Origin of the sequence: Clostridium sp. HGF2, from assembly GCF_964240115.1 — a bacterium.
Lineage (GTDB): Bacteria > Bacillota_I > Bacilli_A > Erysipelotrichales > Erysipelotrichaceae > Clostridium_AQ > Clostridium_AQ innocuum.
On record NZ_CAXSSO010000003.1, the window covers coordinates 185,701 to 209,307 of the forward strand.

Annotated in this window: 20 protein-coding genes; 14 read left to right on the plus strand and 6 right to left on the minus strand. The window is 44.5% G+C overall.

Translation table 11 applies throughout. The annotated features are described in order from the left end of the window. The first annotated feature begins 567 nt into the window (after positions 1–567). The 5 genes from cdaA (at position 568) to ACESPQ_RS07430 (ending at position 6,953) form a co-directional block, all read left to right on the plus strand. Positions 568–1,968 carry a diadenylate cyclase CdaA gene (gene cdaA, locus ACESPQ_RS07410; protein ID WP_002609443.1) on the plus strand — a complete coding sequence of 467 codons (1,401 nt, stop codon included), beginning with the start codon at positions 568–570 and terminating at the stop codon, positions 1,966–1,968. Next, positions 1,968–3,350 (plus strand): YbbR-like domain-containing protein, encoded by a 1,383-nt coding sequence (locus ACESPQ_RS07415; RefSeq protein ID WP_002609444.1) that lies wholly within the window; start codon positions 1,968–1,970, stop codon positions 3,348–3,350. Before cdaA ends, ACESPQ_RS07415 begins: the two co-directional genes overlap by 1 nt. Positions 3,351–3,369: 19 nt before the next feature. After that, positions 3,370–4,704 carry a phosphoglucosamine mutase gene (gene glmM / locus ACESPQ_RS07420; RefSeq protein ID WP_002609445.1) on the plus strand — a complete coding sequence of 445 codons (1,335 nt, stop codon included), beginning with the start codon at positions 3,370–3,372 and terminating at the stop codon, positions 4,702–4,704. A gap of 189 nt (positions 4,705–4,893) precedes the next feature. After that, entirely contained in the window at positions 4,894–5,553 is a 660-nt protein-coding gene (locus ACESPQ_RS07425; protein ID WP_002609458.1) for a response regulator transcription factor, read from the plus strand. Then, positions 5,553–6,953 carry a HAMP domain-containing sensor histidine kinase gene (locus ACESPQ_RS07430; RefSeq protein ID WP_002609460.1) on the plus strand — a complete coding sequence of 467 codons (1,401 nt, stop codon included), beginning with the start codon at positions 5,553–5,555 and terminating at the stop codon, positions 6,951–6,953. The genes ACESPQ_RS07425 and ACESPQ_RS07430 overlap by 1 nt, the downstream gene beginning before the upstream one ends. 444 nt (positions 6,954–7,397) lie before the next feature. On the opposite strand, the gene ACESPQ_RS07435 is transcribed toward ACESPQ_RS07430, so the two are convergent. Continuing rightward, positions 7,398–8,855 carry an arylsulfatase gene (locus ACESPQ_RS07435; protein ID WP_002609462.1) on the minus strand — a complete coding sequence of 486 codons (1,458 nt, stop codon included), beginning with the start codon at positions 8,853–8,855 and terminating at the stop codon, positions 7,398–7,400. Positions 8,856–8,997: 142 nt separating this feature from the next. Then, entirely contained in the window at positions 8,998–9,399 is a 402-nt protein-coding gene (locus tag ACESPQ_RS07440) for a hypothetical protein (protein ID WP_118002111.1), read from the minus strand. Between the two features lie 568 nt (positions 9,400–9,967). Here ACESPQ_RS07440 and ACESPQ_RS07445 point away from each other — a divergent pair. The 7 genes from ACESPQ_RS07445 (at position 9,968) to ACESPQ_RS07475 (ending at position 17,395) form a co-directional block, all read left to right on the plus strand. Beyond that, complete coding sequence (locus ACESPQ_RS07445) at positions 9,968–11,302, plus strand: carbohydrate ABC transporter substrate-binding protein (RefSeq protein ID WP_044906992.1); 1,335 nt, start codon at positions 9,968–9,970, stop codon at positions 11,300–11,302. 73 nt (positions 11,303–11,375) lie between these two features. Further along, entirely contained in the window at positions 11,376–12,257 is an 882-nt protein-coding gene (locus tag ACESPQ_RS07450; RefSeq protein ID WP_002609468.1) for a carbohydrate ABC transporter permease, read from the plus strand. Between the two features lie 12 nt (positions 12,258–12,269). After that, positions 12,270–13,136, plus strand: a complete 867-nt coding sequence (locus ACESPQ_RS07455) for a carbohydrate ABC transporter permease (protein ID WP_002609469.1) — start codon at positions 12,270–12,272, stop codon at positions 13,134–13,136. A 13-nt stretch (positions 13,137–13,149) separates the two neighbouring features. After that, a complete protein-coding gene (gene gnpA / locus ACESPQ_RS07460) occupies positions 13,150–15,321 on the plus strand; it encodes a 1,3-beta-galactosyl-N-acetylhexosamine phosphorylase (protein WP_373144186.1) in 2,172 nt (723 codons plus the stop codon). Further along, positions 15,321–15,491 carry a DUF6903 family protein gene (locus ACESPQ_RS07465; RefSeq protein WP_002609472.1) on the plus strand — a complete coding sequence of 57 codons (171 nt, stop codon included), beginning with the start codon at positions 15,321–15,323 and terminating at the stop codon, positions 15,489–15,491. The genes gnpA and ACESPQ_RS07465 overlap by 1 nt, the downstream gene beginning before the upstream one ends. Positions 15,492–15,506: 15 nt before the next feature. Further along, the gene (locus ACESPQ_RS07470; RefSeq protein ID WP_373144189.1) at positions 15,507–16,598 is read left to right on the plus strand and encodes an ABC transporter ATP-binding protein; all 1,092 of its coding nucleotides are present in this window, start codon (positions 15,507–15,509) and stop codon (positions 16,596–16,598) included. Positions 16,599–16,939: 341 nt separating this feature from the next. Continuing rightward, on the plus strand, positions 16,940–17,395 hold the full coding sequence (locus ACESPQ_RS07475) for a hypothetical protein (protein WP_002609477.1): 456 nt from the start codon (positions 16,940–16,942) through the stop codon (positions 17,393–17,395). A 300-nt stretch (positions 17,396–17,695) separates the two neighbouring features. Here the strand turns inward: ACESPQ_RS07475 and ACESPQ_RS07480 are convergent, their stop codons facing one another. Next, positions 17,696–18,502, minus strand: a complete 807-nt coding sequence (locus ACESPQ_RS07480; RefSeq protein ID WP_118002114.1) for a MerR family transcriptional regulator — start codon at positions 18,500–18,502, stop codon at positions 17,696–17,698. 188 nt (positions 18,503–18,690) lie between these two features. Between ACESPQ_RS07480 and ACESPQ_RS07485 the strand changes: the two genes are divergently transcribed. Continuing rightward, on the plus strand, positions 18,691–19,317 hold the full coding sequence (locus ACESPQ_RS07485) for a GNAT family N-acetyltransferase (RefSeq protein WP_002609480.1): 627 nt from the start codon (positions 18,691–18,693) through the stop codon (positions 19,315–19,317). A gap of 63 nt (positions 19,318–19,380) precedes the next feature. Here the strand turns inward: ACESPQ_RS07485 and ACESPQ_RS07490 are convergent, their stop codons facing one another. Continuing rightward, positions 19,381–20,175 (minus strand): MerR family transcriptional regulator, encoded by a 795-nt coding sequence (locus tag ACESPQ_RS07490; RefSeq protein WP_002609482.1) that lies wholly within the window; start codon positions 20,173–20,175, stop codon positions 19,381–19,383. 63 nt (positions 20,176–20,238) lie between these two features. On the opposite strand from ACESPQ_RS07490, the gene ACESPQ_RS07495 reads away from it, so the two are divergent. After that, entirely contained in the window at positions 20,239–21,573 is a 1,335-nt protein-coding gene (locus ACESPQ_RS07495; RefSeq protein ID WP_373144191.1) for an MATE family efflux transporter, read from the plus strand. Positions 21,574–21,924: 351 nt separating this feature from the next. On the opposite strand, the gene ACESPQ_RS07500 is transcribed toward ACESPQ_RS07495, so the two are convergent. Next, on the minus strand, positions 21,925–22,743 hold the full coding sequence (locus ACESPQ_RS07500) for a sugar phosphate isomerase/epimerase family protein (protein ID WP_373144192.1): 819 nt from the start codon (positions 22,741–22,743) through the stop codon (positions 21,925–21,927). Positions 22,744–22,756: 13 nt separating this feature from the next. Further along, positions 22,757–23,512 carry a DeoR/GlpR family DNA-binding transcription regulator gene (locus ACESPQ_RS07505; RefSeq protein WP_118002116.1) on the minus strand — a complete coding sequence of 252 codons (756 nt, stop codon included), beginning with the start codon at positions 23,510–23,512 and terminating at the stop codon, positions 22,757–22,759. Positions 23,513–23,607: the final 95 nt, after the last annotated feature.

The following is a 23,607-nucleotide window of genomic DNA, read 5'->3' on the forward strand; positions in this document are numbered from 1 at the left end:
CGCAAAGCTTAAGGATCATAATAAATGGCGCCCGATAATCAGCGGTACCGTGTTTTGCAGCGGAGGGCTTCACAGAGGATCATAAGTTTTGGGGGTGTCCGATGCAGCAATCCGCCGGGTGAGGCAGAAGGTAGCTGCAGGTTTTTCGGCGTTGCGCTTAGGGATTGTAAACTGTGTCTTTCTGAAGGTGTGCTACACCTTAGATTATGATGTTACAGAGCACTGTACCAGTTTCATGAGGGATGCAGTCCTCCTTGACGATTTTAAAGCAGTTTTTCCTGCATGGTATAGGATACATCCTGTATCTGATACGGTATGCGATAGAGAGCGCCCTGTGTCTTTCTTACAGTCAGGAATATAAGGCGGCTGTATGATGGTGTCAGGTTGCGTCGAGGAAGTATGCATTCCGTAACGGATTTTTCTGTTTTTTTTCCAGCTTCTTTTATATCAATAAAAAACGGGCTTTTCAGAACGGAAAATGCTTCTGAAAGGCTTAACCAACATCAGAAAACTATAGGTAGACGAAGTACTTTGTGCTATAATATAAAATACGAGAGGAGTGTTTTTATGCTCAATTATTTCACTTTGAACAATTTACGGGAATTGATTCAGCAGCTGCTGGACATTGCCTGTGTCTGGGCACTTGTCTATTACTGCCTGAAAATCGTGAAAAACAATTCGCGTACCATCCAGATATTCAAGGGGGTACTGCTCATAATTATTATACGTTCCGCTGCAAGCTTTCTGGGACTTCACACCGTCGCAAATCTTGCGGATTCCATCATGAATTGGGGTGTGGTTGCGGTCATCATTATCTTCCAGCCGGAAATTCGTAGTATTCTGGAGAAAATCGGTAAAACCAATGTATTTTCCCGTATTTCCACGCTGACGATCAATGAACGTGAAAATCTGGTGGATGAGCTGGTCAAGGCCTGTGCGGAAATGTCGAAGACTAAGACCGGTGCCCTGATATCCATCGAACAGGGACATTCTCTCAGTGACTATATCAAAACCGGGACACCGATGAATTCCGTTGTATCCAGCGAGCTGCTCTGTTCCATTTTTCAATACGGAACGCCGCTGCATGATGGTGCCGTGATCATTCAGGGTGTGAAAATCGCCTGTGCGGCTGCCTATTTTCCACCAACGACCAGAGAGCTTCCGACAAGCTACGGAGCAAGACATCGCGCTGCGGTGGGAATCAGCGAAATCACCGATTCCATCACCATTGTCGTGAGTGAGGAAACAGGTAATATTTCCATAGCGGAGGGTGGTAAGCTGACCGTGATTTCCGAAGCGAGTCTGCGGGAATTCTTAATGAATGTTGTCTGTAAGCAGCAAAGCACTGCCGTGCATGACAATCAGGAGGAGCCTGCCGAGCAGGTCAGCACACCGCCGCCTTACGACGGTAAGAAGCCGGGCGTATTTGCGCATTACTTTAAGGGAAAAAACAAGCGGACAAAGAAGGAAGCGGCAGACAAGCGTTATACAAAAAAGAAAAAGAGCGAAGAACAGGATAAGAAGGAAAAGGATGTTGTTGTCGTTGAACAGGAAGTGGATCGACTGCATATCGAGGACCTCACACAGAAACAGGATGAGAAGCTGGACGCCCTGTTTGAAAATATCGTAACCGACTCGGAGAAGAAGGAAGAATCGGCTGCGGAAGCGGATGAACCAAAGCCGAAGAAGCGGAAAACGGCAGTAAGGAAAAAGCCGGCTGCCGCTGTAAAAGAGGAATCACAAAAAGCGGCAGAGGAAACGAAGCCTGTGAAAAAAACACGCCGTAAGAAAAAAGCAGAAGTGAAGAAGGAGCCGCCGAAAGAGCAAACAGGGAAAACCATTATGACGAATATGGCAAGTGATCTGTTTAATGATGTTATTGAACCTGAGGCAATCGTTCTGCATTATGAGAAAGCGGATGAGGATGAAGAAACTCCTGAGAAAGCTACAGAAAGGAGAGATTCCTAATGGCAAAGAAAAAAAAGAAAACACAATTAAGCTCGGAAGGCAAGACCGAATTGGCCAAGGCGATTGCCGAAAAGAGTCAGACGTTTGCCAGAACCTATGCAAATGTGGAAATCAAGGTCGGCAAGTTCTTTCGCTGGATCAGCGGATGGCTGGATAAGCTGCTGTTTAATCAGAAGCACGGCAAGGTCGTTGCGCTGATACTAGCTATTTTGTTTTACGTGACCTTTAATTCCCAAGGGGCGAACTTTCTCGAGAATGTGAAGAGTGCTGAGGATCTGGGCGAATTTCCGGTATCTCAGGTCTTATCAAATCAGGCCTATGAGGTAAGCGGTCTGCCGGAGACGGTCAAGGTGCGCATCATCGGAGATCTGACGGATATCAAGAGCGTTAAACAGCAGAAGAATTTCAAGGTGATAGCGAATATGACCGATCTGACCGAGGGCACGCATGAGGTGAAGCTGACAACGGAGGCGATGCCTGCGCGTGTGGAGGTTGTGCTGGAGCCTTCCACCGTCGTTGTTACGATAAAGAAGAAATCCATACGGCGTTTTACCGTCGGCTATGACTTCGTCAACCGCCAGCAGATGGATTCCATATATGACCTGGGGGAACCGCAGCTGCAGCAGGGTGAGGTTCTGGTTCGCTCCGATAGCGATACCCTGGATAAAATTGCATTTGTAAAAGCACTGATCAAGGTGGATAAGGATGTGAAAACAGATTTTGAAACCAAAGCAAACATCGTTGCATATGATGCAGATGGAAACCTTATGAAGGTGGACATTATACCGGATACACTGAAAGCCAGTGTCAAGGTAACCAAACCAAGCAAAGACGTACCGATCACACTGAATCCAACCGGTGTGATTCCAAATGATAAATCAATAGAATCCTATAAGCTGGATAAGGATCATGTGACTATCTATGCGAAGCAGTCTGTGCTCGATAACATTAACGAGATACCGATTACCATACCGGCCTCTACACTGACGAGCGATCGTGAGATTTCCATGCCAATCATTATGCCGAACGGTGTAACGAAGATTTCCAGCAATATTGCCAACATCTCCATCAAGCTGACGGATACGAAGGAGCGGGTCATCAGGGATGTGCCGATTGCCTTTAAAAACAGCATTGACGGACTGAATTTCACGGTTGCGCAGGGAAGCTCCTCCAGTGTAGATGTAACGGTCAAGGGAGCGAAGGATATCATCAGCAAAATCAAGAAAGAGGAGCTGCAGGTGTATGTCGATCTTTCAAAGATTGAGAAGGCAGGTACGTATGAACAGCCTTTGATCGTAGAGGGCAAGAACAAGCTGGCAACCTACGTATTGAAGAATGGTAGTGTTAAGGTGACTGCGACAGGCAGTGTAGCCGACGAATAGGAAAGGATGAGTAACACATATGGGAAAATATTTTGGAACAGATGGTGCCAGAGGACGCGCCAATGATACGCTGACACTGGATATGGCGGTAAAAATCGGACAGTACCTGGGATGGTACTATGGAAAAAACCGTCATGCGAAAATTCTGATTGGAAAGGATACACGGCTTTCGAGCGATATGTTTGAAATGGGTCTGGCAGCTGGTGCCACATCCTGCGGAGCAAGTGTATATCTGCTGGGAGTCTGCCCGACTCCTGCGGTTTCCTATCTGATTCAGAAGGAGCATTTCGACTGTGGAATCATGGTTTCCGCCAGTCATAATCCATTCCATGACAACGGTATTAAGCTGTTTAATGGAGACGGCTGTAAAATGAATCCGGAGATTGAGCTGGAGGTTGAGAAATATATCGACAACGAAGTGTCAATCGAAGTTGCACACAATGAGAAAATCGGAAGTGTGATCGAATGGGAGGAAGGTCTGGAGCTGTACGAATCCTGGCTGAAGGAAATTGTTCCGATGGATCTTTCCGGCATGAACATTCTGCTGGACCTTGCCAACGGAAGTGCAACAAGCTGTGCAGCGGAAACCTTAAGCGAGCTGGGGGCAACCGTTGAGGTGATTCATTCTGCGCCAAACGGTATCAATATCAATACCAAATGCGGTTCCACACATCCCGAGGAGCTGCAGAGTATGATGAAGGAAGGCAATTACCATGTCGGCTTTGCCTTTGACGGAGATGCGGATCGTCTGATTGCTGTTGATGAGGACGGAAACCTGATTGATGGCGACCACACGATGTATATCTGCGGATGCTATATGTACGATAAGGGAATTCTGCACGATGATGTTGTTGTGACCACGGTGATGAGCAACCTTGGTCTGTATCACGCACTGAAGGCCAAGGGTCTGAAATATGAGCAGACGGCTGTCGGTGACAAATATGTGTTTGAATGTATGAAGGAGCATGACTATTCCATCGGCGGTGAGCAGAGCGGACATATCATCTTTCATGCTCATGCGAATACCGGAGACGGTCTTCTGACTGCGATGAAGCTGCTGGAAATTATGGTGGATACAAAGAAATCCCTGAAGGAGCTGTGTGCAGATCTGTTTATCTATCCGCAGCTGCTGATCAATACGCCGGTACATGACAAGCATGCCGCTCTGGAGGATAAGGAGCTGCTTGCGGCAGTGGATGCAGTAGCACAGGAGCTTGGTGACGAGGGAAGAATCCTTGTTCGTCCTAGTGGGACAGAACCGCTGGTGCGCGTTATGGTGGAAGCCAAAACCGATGCACTGTGTGCGGAATATGTAAACCGTATTGTGGATTTCATTAAAGAAAAAGGACTATAACATATTGTGTGAAAGGCTCTTCCCTTTGGGGGAGTCTTTTTACGTTTCCCGGGAAATGTCGAGAAATGTCGGAAATTGAGTGGAAACACAGCGGCAAATGTGAGAAATCCATGTGAAAAGCAGCTACTTTGAAAAATAGCTTTTTTTTTCACATAATTTAGTCTAAAATAGGGGTATGAGGTGATGTTAATGAAGAAAGTAATCTGCGTTGTCGAGGATGAAAAGGCCATCAACGACCTGGTGAATCAGTATTTAAAAAAGGAAGGCTATGAAGTACGTTCTTATTATACATATGAAGAAGCAAGTGCGCATGTAATGGATGATGATGTGCATTTATGGATTCTGGATATCATGCTGGATGACAAGAGCGGTTTTGATCTGATTGAGGAAATCCGCCTTCAGGGGAGGGATATCCCTGTTATTTTCATGTCTGCCAGAGATAAGGAATTTGACCGTATCATCGGTTTGGAAAAAGGAAGCGATGACTATATCACGAAGCCCTTTTCCCCAAAGGAGCTGGTGTTGCGCGTAAACAATGTCATCAAGCGCGTCTATAAGGATGACAACAACCGGATCATGGTGGACGGCTATGAGCTGGATGAGGAACAGCGCAAGGTGTTTGATCACGGTGTGGAAATCGATCTGACAACCAAGGAATTTGATCTGCTGATGCTGTTTATCAAAAACAAGGGAATGGCGTTCAACCGGGATAAGATTCTGACCAGTGTATGGGAGGAAAATTATTTCGGAAGTGACCGTGTTGTGGATGATACGCTGCGAAGACTGCGTAAGAAGCTTCCGAATCTGAACATTCATACCATTTACGGTTACGGATACCGTTTAGGATAATGAAGCGTTTTAATGAATTTGTCAAGCGGCTGTCACTGACACAGCAGCTGTTTGCCCTAATCTTTTTCTTTGTCACATTTTTTGCGGTCTTCTTCTTTGTCTACATCAACGGCAATGTGACCACTGTGATACGTGAACAGATGTATGGTACTCTGGATTCGACGCTGCAAAGCTGGGCTATGAGTGATAGTACCAATGATGAACAGCGCCAGCTGATCAACTCCGCAGCCGGTATCGATATCTTTATGGTGCGGGTGGATAAGACGCTGGATGGTGCCACGCATGTTACGCTGGCAGGTAAAAACACCTCGGATATGGATTTGAACAGCTCCGAATGGAAAGCCATTGCACAGGACATTCTGAGTATCAATGCCCGTTATACGGCAGGCGATAAGATTCATCACGGAATCGTGAAGAAGGTCAGCGGAGATCGGGATTCCTACTACAGCATTTACAAGGTGGCAGATGACCAGCTGCTTGTTAGCAAGATGTACAGCGACAATATGGGCAAGCTGGAGAACTCACTGATTAACAGCGTTGTCTATATCACGGTGATAGTTGTCGGCTTCTTCTTCATCATTATGATGATGTGGGTACTGACGCTGATTCACCCCCTGAATCAGATACGAAACTATATCGAACGTGTCAAGCTTGGCAAGGATGCGGACCTGCGTGTAAACCGGCGGGATGAGATCGGCGAGCTGGCGGATGCACTTGTAAGCATGCGGGAAGAGCTGCGCAAGCAGGAAAAGACGAAGGAAGAAATGATTCACAATATTTCCCATGACCTGAAAACACCGATTGCGACGATCAAAAGCTACGGTGAAAGCATCAAGGACGGTATTTATCCGTATGATACACTGGAGAAAAGCGTCGATGTTATTATTGAAAATGCCGACCGGCTGGAACAGAAGGTACATTCCCTGCTGTTCATGAACCGCGTGGAATATCTGATTTCTCAGGATTGTGAGGGAATCGGCTCCAATATGGAGGAAATCGTGGAAACGGTTGTGCAGAACACCAGATTCATCCGCTCGGATATTCAGATCCTGACAAATCTGGAGGAGGTTTACTTTGACGGACTGGCAGAGCCGTGGCGCGTAGTCGTGGAGAATATTATTGAAAATGCATTGCGGTATGCGAAAACAACGATTGATATCCATCTGAGTGAGGAAGAGGGTCTGACCATTTCCAATGACGGACCTTGTATGGATGAGGATCGCCTGAAGGTGCTGTTTAAGCCGTATGAGATGGGAAAGGGCGGAAAATTCGGTCTGGGTCTGTCGATTGTGGCAAAGGTTGTCAGTGCCAATGGCTATGAGGTTGTCGGAGAGAATATGGCAGAGGGAGTTATCTTCCGTATTTACAAGCCGAAAAATCCGGTGAAAAAAGGACGGTAGAAACGCTCGGATACCATGTGCTTCAGTTTCCATGCGTAGGAAAGCTGGAAAATGTCTGTGATGATATCGAAGTTCTTACTCAACTGAGGGTAAATTTAAAAAAGGGAGAATGTAACACTATTGTAATTATCAATAGAAGTTGAATTCTCCCTTTTCCAACACCTAAAGTAAGAAGGAACCCATATCGGCGCAGACCTTCTTGGATGTTATCCGTACAATGGAATACCCGACTCTTGTCTACTCATGCTTTGTACAGGAGGCTGCCTGTGCTTTCCATTCATATGCATGCCGCCTGTTTTTTTATTGTGGCTGCATTGGCTCTTGGACTTTATCATGAGGGTGAGGTCTTCAAGGTAAACAGATATGCAGCACGTTATCCATCATACCGCTGTATGTATCAACAGCAGGTTGCCCAGGGCATAAAAAAACCGCAGTTTCCTGCGGTTAGTAATCATGCACATTCTGTAGGATGTCCTGTGCCTTGCGGCAGATCAGTCTGGTGCCGTCGCTAAACCCTTCCTCTCGATTCTCTAGTGTTTGAATGAGGATGCCACGAAGCTCGCTTATACGTGACTGATACTCCTCATCCAGGATGGCGTTGTGTGTTTCCTGCGGATCCCGGCTCAGGTCAAAATACTGTTCCTCGCCTGTTTCACTGTACCATATAAATTTATCCTGTTGAGTAACGATATAGTGATTGGAGAGCTTATCGTGAAAGCTGTGTTCTCCGTGCAGATAGCTTCGCACAGATTCAGCTTCCTGCAGGATACAATCCTTCAAAGAGCATCCATCCACCGTATGGGGGATTTGCAGCCCGCACAGATCCAGCAGCGTCGGCATGACATCGCGCAGCTCCGTAATGCCATTGACAGTATGTGGTACGATATCCGCTATATGCTTACCGATATGCACAAGGAACGGAATATGGGTGCTTCCTTCATATGGAAAGACCTTGCGCCATAAATTATGGTCAAACAGCATCTCTCCGTGATCACTGGTAAACAGGATGATGGTATCGTCATAGACGCCGTCTTCCTTCAGCGTTGTCAGGATGCGGCCCAGCTGATGGTCAACATGGGTGATTGCCGCATAGTAGCCGGCCATGGCATCCTTTCGCATAGCAGCATCACAGCAGCCGTATATGGAGTCTGAAATTCTGCCAGCCGCACCTGCTCCGTTTTGCGGATCCCAGTCACCGCTAGCCGGTGAGCGAAGCTCTTTATCCTTATACATATCAAAATATGCTTTAGGAGGATCTAAGGGCTGATGCGGACGAACAAAGGAGGACATGAGGAAAAACGGCCGGGTGCGATCCCGTGTTTTTAAAAAGCGAATACTTTTATCTGCAACCCAGTTGGTCGGATGCAGGCGCTCTTCATAAATCCAGGGATGCGTTACCCAGGAATTGCATTCCGCTCCGCTGGTATTGATGTCTGCATCTTCTCCCAGCACATTGCGCAGATCCTGCAAATAATCATCACTGACATCCTGATGCATCCAGTGCGGAATATCCAGGCTGCGATAACAGCCCAGATAACCGTCGTGGAGCTGCAGATTCTGAAAGCCGCAGGTCAGTCTTGGAGGATGTACATGCATCTTGCCTATGCACTGCGTCTGATAGCCGCTGTTTGAAAATTCCTCAGCCATATAATGCTGATAACGCCACTCCACCTCGTCAAGATAACCGACGCGTCCATGCCGCTTTTGACTTCTTCCCGTCATCAGGGCGGCCCGTGCGGGGATACAGCTTGGCGTGGCTGAATAAGCATGGGAGAAAAAGACACCAGCCGCAGCCAGGGAATCCAGATAAGGGGTTTTAACATCCGGATGGTTCGCAAAGGATAAAGCATCCCCCCGAAACTGATCACAGACAATCAATAGTACGTTCACATTCTGTTTCATAATTTCACCTTCTAACGTTCATTATATAGGAAAGAGTGGAAAAAGGAAATGTGTAACGTTCTTTGTGGCAATTATATGAAAAAACTGGACAAGAAACCTGCAGGTTGAAAAAGGTATCCTCTGCGGATACCGTATGATAATACTATGAAACAGGATGAATTTTTGAAATGGCGCCTTTGATAATATCACAGAGAGTAAAGCCGGCGTACACCATGGTCAATCCCCGAGCAAAGTCACTGACCAGAAGGATGGAGAATACCGGGAGAAGCTGATTTCCGCTGAAAAAGCTGTAAACGTACGAGCCGAGAAGAATGAGGTTTACAAGCTCGATTCCATAGCGTATACGGGGCTGTATCGCTTGATAACAGTGATACAGGAGGAATACGGAGATACCAGTCAGAAGAAAAATACTGCAGAAGACGAGATAGTACTCGGTGAAATCATATGTTTGCATCATGTTCTTATAGGCGGTATGAATAGGATATTGAGATAACAGCATCAGATACGGATATAGAAGAGAATAGAGATAGCTGGCGTACTTCATGAAAATCCCTCCTCTCTATCTATAGTATAGTACGATTTTATAGCACGCTTTTGACACAAAAATAAAAAATGGAAAAAATGGAAACCGGAGGGTGTGGAATGTCGTGCGAAAAGGCGGCTATGCTTCTGTGCAACCTGCTGACTGTATGTTTTCTGACAAACAATTTGTCACCTGATTTCTGATTGTTGCCAGCCTGCTCTTTCATCATGTACAGCTATTTTATAAGTACTGACTTCATATACAGCGTCAATAAAAAGGAATTTAATTTATATGTAGTTCTTGTAAATTGGTATTTCTTGTTAAAATTTCTTGTATTTTTGTTTGTATCGAAGAATAACTGTATGAATACTATTTATTTTCTTCGATTTATCTTATATAATGATGGTTGTCTTTGAATGTAAAGAAATGTAAAAAATGTGATTTCTGAAAAGATTTACAGTTTCTTGCATTTTATTGTTTGAAAAGCAATTTCTATAAAAAACAGAACAATATATGCATTGCATAAAACGCTTACATTCAGTAATATTTAGGTATGGAAAACATATCCAGATGAAGGAGGAAATTCATTATGAAAAAAATGGTAGCACTTGCTTGTGTAGGGTTAATGGCCGCAAGCGTTGTTACAGGCTGCAGCAGCAAGAAGGATGATGCATCTTCTGGCAGTGACGGCGAAAAACGTATCGTTAAATTTGATGCGTTCTCTGGAGGAAACGGTGAAGAAGTTTGGAAGGAAATGGCGAAGGCATTCGAAGCAAAAAATAAAGATGTCAAGATTGAGCTTCGTTTTGAGAAGGACTTACCAGCAGTTCTGAACAAGGAAAACAGCAAAGGGGAATATTCCGATATCGTTTATTACAACCTGGGACAGCAGAGCCAGTTTACAGAAACTCAGCTGAACAGCAAGAAGGTGGAAGACATCTCTGATGTATTCGCAGATGAAAATGTTAAGAAAAACATCAATCCGGATTTCGTAAACAACCCGGTATCTCAGTTCTATGGTGACGGCAAAAACTATCTGGCACCAATCATGTATACACCTGGTGGTTTATATTACAATGCAAACCTGGTTGGCGAAGGAAAGAAATATGAAATTCCTCAGACCTGGGATGATATGTTCAAGCTTGGTGACCAGCTGAAAGAAGAAGGCAAGGTTTCTCTGTTCACGTATGCAACAGCAGGATATCTGGATAACACAATCCTTTCCGTTATTCAGGAAGCCGGCGGACAGGATCTGCTGAGCAAGCTGCTGAACTACGATTCTGAGGCTTGGAAAACAAAAGAAGGTAAGACAGTTACCGATACCATCGGACGTCTTGTAAAAGATTACATGGAACCGAATACGGTTGCAAATGCTAACGTAAAAGACGGATTCACAAAGAACCAGCAGGCTGTTATCGACGGTAAGGCGCTGTTCATGCCAAACGGAAGCTGGGTAGTTGGTGAAATGGAAGCTACAACTCCGAAGGATTTCAAATGGGGTGTAAGCGCAGTGCCTGCACTGACAAAAGACGGAAAGAAAGCCATCACGACCTTTACAGAGCAGTGCTGGATCCCTTCCGAAGCTAAGAACAAAGACGACGCAAAAGCATTCCTGAAATTTATCTATTCTGAGGAAGGCGCAAACATCATGCTGAAATACAACTGTGTTGTACCTGTTAACGGTATTACTGATAAGCTGACAGGCGTTAACAAAGAGCTGTACAATGTATACAATGACGAGAATGTTACTGCAGTTATCGGCGCATTTGCACCATTTGACTCTGCGGCTATCCCTGATGTAGACATGAAGAAGGTATTATGTTTCACAGCTGATGATATCAATACTGGTAAGACTACTGCTGAAAAGTGGAACAGTGAATTAGTGAAAACTTGGAAAACGATTAGTGAGCATCCAGTAAAATAAATTTGTGAGCATGATTTATTGAACTAGCAGTGAGCGAATCGCTCACTGCTTTTTAGAAAAGGAGGGTTAAGTAATGAATAAAAAGAAAGCACAGAGAAGATTTGTCTTTGCCTGTCTGGCACCGGCGGTTATTCTTGTGATTCTCTTTATGGTGATTCCTACCTTCAACGTATTCCGTTACTCTCTGTACGGGAAAACGGGAATCGTCGGCGATGCCCCGTTTGTAGGATTGAACAACTTTAAAATTTTATTTACCGATTCGCGTTTTATTGAATCCATGCAGAACATGATTCTGATCATTGTAATGGTGACGCTGTTTACCGTTGTACTCGCTGTTCTGTTTGCGACCTTGCTGACAAGAGAAGAATTCAAAGGGAAAAACTTCTTCCGTGTCATCTTCTACATTCCTAATATTTTAAGTATTGTTGTTATCGCCGGTATCTTCTCGGCAATTTATGCACCGGATAACGGATTGCTGAACAGTTTTCTTGAAATGATCGGTCTGGGTATGCTGCAGAAGCAATGGATGGGAGATTCCGGTATCATATTATATTCCATTATCTTTGCACTGGTATGGCAGGCAATCGGCTACTATATGGTTATGTATATGGCCAGTATGTCGTCCATTCCGGAAAACCTGTATGAGGCGGCTGCTCTGGAAGGGGCAGGAAAGGTAAAACAGTTCTTCATGATTACGCTTCCACTGATCTGGAACAACATCCGAACAACACTGACCTTCTTCGTTATTTCCACGATCAATCTAAGCTTTATGTTCATTCAGATCAATACGAATGGAGATCTTGGAAGTGAAGTACCGCTGAACTATATGTATAACAAGGCATTCGGAGGAAATTATTCCTATGGTATGGCAATCGGTGTCATCACCTTTATCTTCTCCTTCGCCCTGTCCGGTTTACTGAACAAAATCACAGAACGTGATGTTCTGGAATTCTAGGAGGTGTGAGCTATGAATAAGAAAAAAATGTCCTCTCATGCCTGGTATAAGATATTCGTCTACGTGGCGATGATTGTATTCGCCATCAGCATCATCGTTCCGGTTGCCTGGGTATTTCTGTCCAGTGTGAAATCACAGCTGGATCTGGTTGGCGATCCATGGTCCATGCCGACGCAGTTTCTCTGGAGTAACTTCGTTGATGCGATGGAAAAGGCCCGCATGGGAGAGTATTTCATCAATTCCGTATTTGTCACCGTGCTCGGTCTGATTTTCCTGCTGGTGCTGGCACTGCCTGCATCCTATGTTCTGGCAAGATATCCGTTCAAGGGCAAGAAATTCTTCAATGCCCTGTTTATGGCAGGCCTGTTTGTCAATGTAAACTATATTGTGCTGCCGATTTATCTGATGCTGTTTCAGGCGGATCAACTGCTCGGTGTGGAGGTGTTCCTGAATAATAAGGTCATGCTGGCACTGGTGAATGCAGCGACCAGTCTTCCGTTCACGATTTATCTGCTGAGCGGCTACTTCAAGACGCTGCCGAAGGCGTATGAGGAAGCAGCACTGATTGACGGCTGCGGTTATTTCAAGACAATGACGAAAATCATGATTCCAATGGCCAGACCAAGTATCATTACCGTTATTCTGTTCCAGTTCCTTGCGTTCTGGAATGAGTATATCATGGCGTTTACCTTGATGGATAAGGACAATGCAACGCTGGCTGTCGGATTGAAATTTCTGATGGCGGATCAGCGCTCGCAGGCGAATTACGGTGTCATGTATGCCGGTCTTGTTATCGTTATGGTACCAACTTTGATTCTGTATATCTGTGTACAGAAGAAACTGACCCAGGGCATGAGCCTTGGAGGTCTGAAAGATTAGGAGCAACACGACTATGAAAAAAACATTCGGCAGAGTTACATTGCCAGGAGAAAGCGATTTTCTGGAAGAAACAAAGGATTTGCTGGAGCGCTGGGGTGCGGATGCAATCCGTGACAGCGACGGCACAAAGCTAGATGAAGGAATCCGGAATCTGGATGCGAAGATATATACCACATATTTCGTAGCCAGAGGGCATAATGAATTCGCTGAACAGCACATGGAGGAATGCCAGCAGATTTATCTGATGAGTGCGCATACACTGGCAACCGAAGATGATGTCTGTATTGCATTTGCCAAAGACTACTTCGATCAGCAGGTCACACCGGATTACGACCATGATCCCAAGCAATGGTGGGAGGTTATTGACCGTACCAGTGGGACTGTGATTTCCGCAGATGACTGGGAGCTGGATCAAAAGCAGCATACGGTTATCGTGCATCATGCACAGCCGTTCCATGAATATACGGTCAGCTTTCTTGCCTATATTCTCTGGGATCCGACACAGATGTACAATCATATCACCAATGACTGGGGTGACAAGCCTCATGAAATACCGTTTGATGTACGCAAGCCGTTCAGCAGCGGCTATGTTGTGGAATATTTGAAACACTGGCTGCAGGAGGAAGAGAATAAGCGCTGTGATATTGTGCGCTTTACAACGTTCTTCTATCATTTTACGCTGATTTTCAATAACTATGCGAAGGAAAAATTTGTGGACTGGTGCGGCTATGGTGCCAGCGTATCCACGGAAGCAATATTGGCATTTGAACAGGAAAAGGGCTATCGCCTGCGCCCGGAGGTTTTTATACAAAACGGCTATTATAATTCCACGTTCTGTGTTCCGACAAAGGAATATCAGGAGTATATTGATTTTACACAGCGCTTTGTAAGCGGTAAGGCTAAAGAGCTGGTGGATCTGGTACATGAAGCGGGTAAGGAAGCAATGATGTTTCTCGGTGATAACTGGATCGGTACCGAGCCGTATGGTAAATACTTTTCTTCCATCGGACTGGATGCTGTGGTCGGAAGTGTCGGCGGCGGTGCAACCCTTCGTCTGATTTCCGATATTCCCGGTGTGAAATATCATGAAGGGCGATTCCTTCCGTATTTCTTTCCGGATACCTTTCATGAAGGAAATGATCCGGTAATTGAAGCGGTGGATAACTGGCTGAGTGCCAGACGCGCCATCATGCGCAAGCCGATTGACCGTATCGGTTATGGCGGATATCCAAGCCTTGCCTATAAGTTCCCGAAATTCGTAGAATATATTGAAAAGGTATGTGAGGAATTCCGTCAGATTTACGATATCGTACATGATCAGACACCATACTGCGGGCTGAAGGTGGCCATACTCAATCACTGGGGAGCCTTACGCAGCTGGCATGCCTATATGGTGGCGCATGGTTTGTACTGCAAACAGATTTACTCCTATAACGGGATGCTGGAATCCTTGAGTGGAGCCAGTGTGGATGTTGTCTTTATCAGCTTTGATGAGCTGCTGGAAAATGGTATTCCTGCGGATATTGATGTTATCATCAATGCCGGAGATGCGCATACGGCATTCTCCGGGGGTGATATATGGAAAAATGAGAAGCTGGTGAGCATGCTGCGTGCATGGGTGTACAGCGGACATGGACTTGTAGGAATCGGAGAGCCGACAGCCTGTGAGCATGGCGGACGTTTCTTCCAGCTGGCAGATGCGTTCGGTGTGGATAAGGAGCTTGGCTTCACGCTGCATACGGACAAATATTTCCATACACCGGCAGACAGTCACTTCATAACAGAGGATGTTGTGGAGCCGCTGGATTTCGGTGAAGGAATGAAGAATATCTATGCGCTGTATGAGGATACGGAAATCATCGCATATAACGATGGCGAAGTGAACATGGCAGCCCATGCGTATGGAAAAGGACGCTGTGTATATATTGCAGGACTTCCATACAGCACCCAGAATACGAGAATCCTGCTGCGTGCCCTCTATTATGCGGCATGCAAGGAGGAAGCCTTCAAGAAATGGTATGCGGACAACCTGTATTGTGAGGTTCACGCATATCCGCAGTCAAAGCAGTATGCGATTTTGAATAATACAAATGAAATCCAGGAAAGTGGTGTGTATGACGGAGAAGGTAACTGCAAACATGTCACACTGCAGCCTGGGGAAATACGATGGATGGTGATGAAATAATGGAAACCAATATTGTGAAGAATATTATCATGGCAGTTCTGTTCTTTGTGTTCCTTGGCATGATCGTCATCGGACAGAAAACCGTTGGTTTGGGAAATCTGGGATTGGAGATTGCCGGACTGGCCGGACTGCTCGCAGAGCTGTATGTATACAATCGAAAGTACAAATAAGAAGGAGGAAGTAAAATGGCAGATTTATCATTAAGACATATAGATAAGATCTATGATAATAATGTACAGGCCGTTTTTGATTTCAATCTGGAAATCAAGGATAAGGAGTTCATTGTATTCGTAGGTCCGTCCGGATGTGGAAAATCAACAACTCTGCGTATGATTGCAGGACTGGAGGATATCTCCGCCGGGGAATTTTATATCGATGGCAAGCTGATGAATGATGTAGAACCAAAGGATCGTGACATTGCCATGGTCTTCCAGTCCTACGCATTGTATCCGCATATGAGTGTTTATGATAATATGGCGTTTGGTCTGAAGCTGAAAAAGACGTCGAAGGAAGAAATCGACAAGCGTGTACGGGAAGCTGCCCGTATACTGGAAATTGAAGACTATCTGGATCGTAAGCCGAAAGCATTATCCGGCGGTCAGCGTCAGCGTGTTGCGCTGGGGCGTGCCATCGTCCGCAATGCAAAGGTATTCCTAATGGATGAACCATTGTCCAATCTGGATGCGAAGCTGCGTGTACAGATGAGAAGTGAAATCATCAAGCTGCATGAGCGCATCAATGCGACAACGATTTATGTAACCCATGATCAGACAGAGGCGATGACCATGGCGGATCGCATTGTTGTGATGAAGGCCGGTTATATCCAGCAGATCGGTACACCAAAGGAAATTTACAACAATCCGAAGAATATGTTTGTTGCAGGATTCCTGGGGGCACCTGCGACCAACTTCCTGCAGGGAACCTATCAGGGAAATGCGTTTATCTGTAACGATCAGCGCATCGAAATGCCGGATATGTTCCACGAGGCTATGAAGCCGTATGACGGCAAAGAGGTTGTCATGGGTATCCGTCCGGAGGATCTGCATGGTGAAGGCATTGTTGCGGATACCTATCCTACCTCACATTTCATGTTCGATGTTGAGGTCAGTGAACTGCTCGGTCATGAGTTTATCCTGCACGGACGCTTTGGAAAACAGCGTCTGGAGGCAAAGGTAGCGGCCCGCATTGAAGCAAGACCGCATGAGGATATCGAGCTGGCTATGGATCTTAGCAAGGTTCATTTCTTCGATAAGGAAACAGAAGAAACAATTATTTAGGTTCTTTCATCCCTTACGGGGTGCAGGCATTCCACATAGACGCCGTTCAGTGCAATCGTCCCTCCTCTTTCAGATACGTTGTACGGTGAAGCCTCCATATCATGCAGTATCTGGCAGCCGGATATCGTATGGTATGGCGGTGTATGGGAATGTATAAAGAATAGGAAAGAAAGATGCTTTCTTTCCTTATGGAAAGGAAATCGCTGCAAGACCGGTATTTCATCACAGGTATCGGTCTTTTTTTTAGTTTTCCACCAAATGTGGAAAACAATGTGGAAAAGTGGAAAACTACTTTATAGGCAGTATATATCGTGGTATTCTAATAGAAAGAAGGTGATGATGTGGAAAAGCTACCCCCGATAGCAAAGGTATATGAGGCATACAGTGCATTGGCAGATGACCGTATTGTAGTGAAGGAGCAGGAGGCGCTTGTTGACAGCAGCGATTATGCAAAGACGTATACTGTCAGATTTCATGATGATGAGGTTTCAAGCAATGACAATGCGACCGTTTGGCAGCATTATCCAGGCTATCCTATTCTGGCAGTATGGATGAAGCTGGGAATTCTTTCTGTAAACTGGAATATTCTACCTGCCTTTGCCGGAATCAACTGGAAAAAACGCAACACTGAGCATAAAAACCGTTATGAGGAAGTCATAGAAGAGTTCCTTTCGGAATGTGAAGAGCAGGGCTATGCTTGCGAGGATATACGCAGCTGTATGCAGGAAACACTGGAAGCAGTTGCTAAGCTTCCTTATACGATAAAGGGCAACAGAGCCCCTATGATACGTAAATGAATGAAAACAGCAGCCGGTACATGACTGCTGTTTTTCTTTGTGATAACTTCATAATTTGTATAGCGATGAAACTGCGCTAAATCGGATGAGATATCCAGTATTCGACATAGTAAAAAAACAGCTGTTTCAGTTATCCTCATTCATAGGAAAGAACTACTTTTTCACTCGGAAGCATAGCAGCAGAAACAATATGACAAGAACACCGTAAAAGATTGATCATAATGCTAGAAGGAGTATCTCGACAAATTCATTCGACACTTCCTTTTCCTATTCAGTGTATAGTGTACAGTAGGTGGAAAGTCAAGCATTGTCTGCTTTCATCATGATTTTTGTCACATAAGCATCCATTGAGGAAATCGCAAATTCATTTAGACCGATTTCCCATGCAGGACCCGACAGCATGATTTCATGCTGTTCTGCATAGGTACACATAGCCTCATACAGCTGCGGGATTTGCTGCCAGTCACCTTTTGCATATCCGCATAAATAGGCTCCCTCTGGAATAACCATAGTATCCGTATCCGGAAGAATTGCTGTGGTGAACAAACCGTCATAGCTGTCCAGGTTTCTATTTTGCACCTTATCAAGGGATAGAAAACAGCCCATATTCAAATCACGCAGCTGCTGTGCGCCGAAGGCATTCATCATATGATGAAACAAAACGGCAATGGAGGCATCGCCATCAGGATAGGGAATCGTTGATACTGTACATTCATTTTGTTTCTCTAAACGGATTTCAAGATTCTCTACGCTTTCACAAAGGAGCAGCTGTTCCTTTCTTCTCTGTAAGGAATCCGCAGTCATTTGCAGCCTTTGAATTTCCTTTTCAATTTCGGTAAGCTTGGTATCGGCAATTTTCAAAAAGCCGGCACTGCTTGGGTTACTTTCATATTCCTTGATTTCTTCAATACTCATATGGAGGTCTTTCAGCATGCGGATATATTCAAACTCCATGCTTTGTCGGTAATCGTAATAGCGATATCCGTTCTCACCTTTGAAGGCAGGTGAAAACAATCCTATCTCATCATAGTAATGCAGTGTCCGTTTGTTCAGACCATGCAGCTTCGCAAATTGTGCAGTTGTCATTTTCCATGGCGGCAGCTTCATACAATTCCTCCTTCAGTATCCGATATGTAACAGAATTGAATCCGGAAATAGTTTTAGCGATAAAAAGGGGATACTGGCCGTCCCAATATTAGGGAAATCGGCATGTTTCTTCTTGACTTTACAGTTACTGGATACTTTAAGATGATTATACACCTGATAGAATGAAGAATAAAGGAGAAGTGAACATCATGAACAAAACGGTCGTTATTCGTAGATTTTACAAGGAGGATGCACCTGCTCTGGAGGATGTGATACGCAAAACCTGGAAATATGATGCATTCTGTTCTTCTGATACAGCAGCCAGACTCGCACATGTATATTTGTACTCCTGTCTTGCCAATCAAACCTTCACTGCCGTGGCAATCGTTGACGGAAAGCCCTGTGGTATCATTATGGCAAAACATATACAGAAGCACCGCTGTCCGTTTTCCCTAAAGCTGCAAAGCCTTCTTGCTATCGTGCGTTTGCTTATAAAAAGAGAAGGCAGAGAAATCTGTTCCTTTTACGGTAAGATTCGTAATGTTGATCAGGAGCTGTTAGACGGTAGCGGGCAAACCTATGGAGGAGAATTGTCATTCTTCGTCCTGGATGAAGCTGTGCGTGGTCTGGGAATCGGCAAACAGCTCTATGCAGCTGCGCTTACTTATATGCGTCAGGAGAATATTCAAAGCTTTTATCTTTACACAGACATTAGCTGTAATTACGGCTTTTATGAGCACCGTGGAATGCAGCGAAGAGGAGAAACAGAGATGGTTGTGAAGCTGGCCGGACAACAGGCACTGATGAAGTTCTTCCTGTATGACGTCACCTGCTAAAGGAAAAGAAGATAAGAAAAGCCGTACAAAGCTGTGTGCCCTGTACGGTTTTATAACAATAATCTATATATTCTCCAATTCGATTTGCAGCTGCGTGATGTATTCCTCCTGCACACGGGTCTCATGCGTATCAATAACAAAGAATTCCATAATATGGCGTCCAATGGCATATCCGTTTTCATCACAGTATTTCAGCATCCTTTTTAAATGCTCATGCGCTTTATCGCGTGCACCCTGATAATATAGATTCAAATAGGTTCCGGCAGGCAGTGTGAATTCCCAGTCCTGCAGGGATTCCCCCGCAATGAAAACAGAGGAAGCGTGAATATGTTCACGATCGGATACATCCAGAAAGAAGCCGGTATTAAAATTCGCAATCGTATAAATGTTTTTTTCGTATTCCTTTGACAGCTTCATCAGCTGATATTCCACATCATCATGAACAGTATCTGTTTTTAAGGCTACACATTTGCGCTGAGGCAGGCGCATCAGCTCTATCACCTCCATCTGCAGCTGCTGACACGCTTTTAAAGACGCCTTGCGATGCAGAATATCAACCTTTAGCTGATAAAGCTCCTGAATCTTCTGATTGATGATGCGCTCCTCTTCCTCCATGAAGGAAAGACTGTTGGCGATGGTTCGGTTCTCCAGATAGTCCTGAATACTTTTCATGGAAAACCCCAGATTACGAAGATCGCGAATTACATTCAGACGATGAATATCACTGGTGGTATACTGGCGGTAGTTGTTTTTGTCCCGCATGGGATGAAGAATACCGAGCTCTTCATAATAACGCAGGGAATCCTGTCCGATGTTGTATAATTTTGAAATTTCATTGATTTTATAGTATGTTTTCATATTTACCTCTTGACTCTGGTATTATACCAGGGTTTATGATATCTATGCAAGTGAGGTTATAATATGAATCATAAAAAGCAGTTTTTTAAATTTGTAATTCCCAGCGTGGTATCCATGCTGGTCTTCAATCTGTATACGATGGTGGACGGTATTTACGTAGCCCGTTTTGTTGGCGAGCATGCACTTTCCGCAGTGAATATCTCCATGCCGTATGTCAATTTCATCTTTGCATTTTCCATTCTCTTCTCTGTTGGAACGAGTACGGTTGTAGCCATCTTCCGTGGAGAAAACAATATGAAAAGCGCAAATGAAACATTCACGAGGAACACGATTTTTCTGACCGTCTGTGCCTTGATCATCACTTTGCTGGCGCTGGTATTTCAAAATGAACTTGCCCTGTTTCTGGGAGCCAGTGAAGTAACATTGCCCTATGTGCATGATTATCTTGGCGTGCTGATCTGGTTTACGTTTTTCTTTATCGTATCTTATTCCATGGAGGTGCTTGTCAAAACGGATGGATTCCCAAAGCTGGCAACTGCGGCTGTATCGGTTGGTGCGGTGATGAATATCGTCATGGACTATGTGCTGGTCGTGCATGTGGGGATGGGGATTCGGGGAGCGGCGATTGCGACCGGTCTGTCCCAGGTTTTGACATTTACCGTGTTTACCATTCATTTTCTTGGGAAAAGAGGGACGATTCACTGGTGTAAAACAACGATGGACTTATCGGTTTACAAGCGTATTGTCCCCATCGGAACTGCGGATTTTATTACCGAGCTGTCTGCCGGTACGATTATTTTTCTGTTCAATCATGCAATTTTAAAGCATATCGGAGATAACGGAGTGGTGACCTATACCGTTATCACGTATATCTACAATATTGTCATGATGACCTTTACGGGAATATCACAGGGGATGCAGCCACTGGTCAGCTTTTACCGAGGGCGCCGGGAGGAAAACACCTGCCGTTTATTCCTGCGCTATGCCCTGTACTCCACGTTTGCGATGTCAATGCTGGCGCTGGCAATCTGTCTGTTTATGACACCGGCTCTTGTTTCGATTTTTATTGATGCATCACGAGCCGAGTTGTTCACCTATACCGTTCATGCCTTTCGAATTTATTCTCTGTGCTATCTGGTAATTGGCTACAATATCGTATGCAGCGGTTATTTTGCGGCTGTGGAGAAAAGCGGCTATTCCTTTGCCATATCGCTGCTGCGCGGCTTTGTGCTGATCGCGGCATCTATATGGATTATGGGAGAGCTGTTTCAGGGTGAAGGAATCTGGTATGCAACGCTTGTATGTGAAAGCAGTACACTGGTGGTCAGTATATGGTGTATGCTGCGCAGCCAGAAAAAGGCACAGATACATGAGGAACAGGCACTGCAACAGATATAGGAAGGATTTGAAAGTCAGAAATAGCCTTCGCACAGGCTATTCGCAGTTAACCCTGCAATATTCTAAAAAAACAGCTTCCTACCAGTTATGAGCAAAAAAGGGTATTCCAGCCGATTGACAATAGAGCGGAATACCCTTTTTTTATATATATCTGAATTGCTATGTAAATCATTCTTTTTCTTTCTTCGTTTTACAGCAGTGCACAGACACAATATCCTCTGATCGCTTTACCACCTTATAAGTATACATTTCTTGCTGTGCTTGACTCTTCGTAGAAATTGACGCATACGGTATTCATATTTCATCAGAGAATGAAAAAAAATTTAGGAACCTAGAAAAAGGTGAGCTCTATCAAAGAGAAGGTGTACGGGATAATGGATGTTTGATTTCTGCCTCGTATAACGCCTCCCTTATAATAGATACCGAGGCAGCCCCTGTTTCTGGGAAATCCGCATCAAAGGCTTCCACGGAAATCGTGTTATCATATCCCACGGATTGCAGAAATACACAGAGATCTTTTACATAGGGTAAATCCTTTTCAAATAAGAAATATCGTTGCAGTCCTTGATCCCAAGAATTGATATGAACGTGTCTTATCTCATCAAAGCACATGCGGCTGTCTGCATACTGTTCACCGGTGTTTATCGCATGATATACATCATATACCAGCTTCAGATTTGGTGAATGGATATGCTTTACAGTTTGATAGCACTCCTGCGTATGATTACCAAAATTACATTCTTTCAGATGCAGCGCTTCATACAATATCGTGATATCATAGGAGCTTGCTTTCCTAGCCGCCGTATATAGAAAATATTCCATTTCCCGTGTTGCAAGCCCATAATCATACTCCGATGGTATCATTCTGGCTTTTGGGGCGCCGATACCGATGTTTTTTATATGAAGCTGTGAGGCTCTTTCCAATAATATATCCAAATAAGCACTCCAGACCTCCTCCTGTGCGGATGGGCCAATCAAAGGCATCTGCTCATCTGCAAAAGCACTGAAGCCCAATACCGGAATACCCGGATGCAAAATTTCCTTACGTTTTAGTTTCCATAGCTCCGTATCCATTTTCATAATTTCTTTTGCGGATAATTCAACATAATCGTATCCGAATTCCTTTGCCAGGGGTATGTCCTTTGTGGCAATACAGCAGCCTATGTTCATACGGTGCTCCTCCTTATGCAATGATGAGCTGTGTGCTGCCAGCTGCGCAGTATTCTACAAAATGCTTTGGTACAGATCCGGATGTGATAATTTTATCGAAGTCCTCGATATTGGCGAAGGTTCTTAAGGAAGTTCGATCAAATTTGGATGAATCGGTCAGTAGAAAATTCTCCTGACTTCTTTTCATCATGCTTGTTTTAATAATTGTTTCCGCATTATCCGGATTTGTAGCACCACCCTGTATGGTTAATCCGGTTGTGGCCAGAAAAGCTTTATTTACATTTAAAGAATTCAGATAATCCCAGTCATACACGTTTATGAGGGAACAGGAAGAATGCTTCAATCTTGATCCTACAACAATCAAGTCCCAGTTCACGACCTCGATCACCTTTGTAATAACATAGATGTTATTTGTAACGATTGTTAAATGAAAATCCCTGTGCAGATAGTCTGTTAACAAGGAAGTGGTGGATCCTGAATCAATATACAGCAGGTCATTATCATTCACCAGTGCTGCAGCGTATTTCGCAATTCTTTGCTTTTCCTCGATATGTGAGGCGATTCTGCTTTGAAAGGTGCTGTCCTTTTTCCTAGCCAGGCTGACGCCGCCATAAAATTTCTTAACCAGGTTTTCTTCTGCTAATTCATTGATATCTCTTCGTGCAGTATTCATCGATATAGCAAATTTATCGGCTATATCCTTTAATGTTCGGTAATCTGTATCACTTAAATACTCTATAATCTCTTTTTTTCTTTGGTTGTTTATCATATGCAATCCTTCCCTCCAGCTTATAAATGATATAAATTTATGCATTTGCTGAGTATATTATATCAAACTGATATGAAAATAACAACAATTTACCT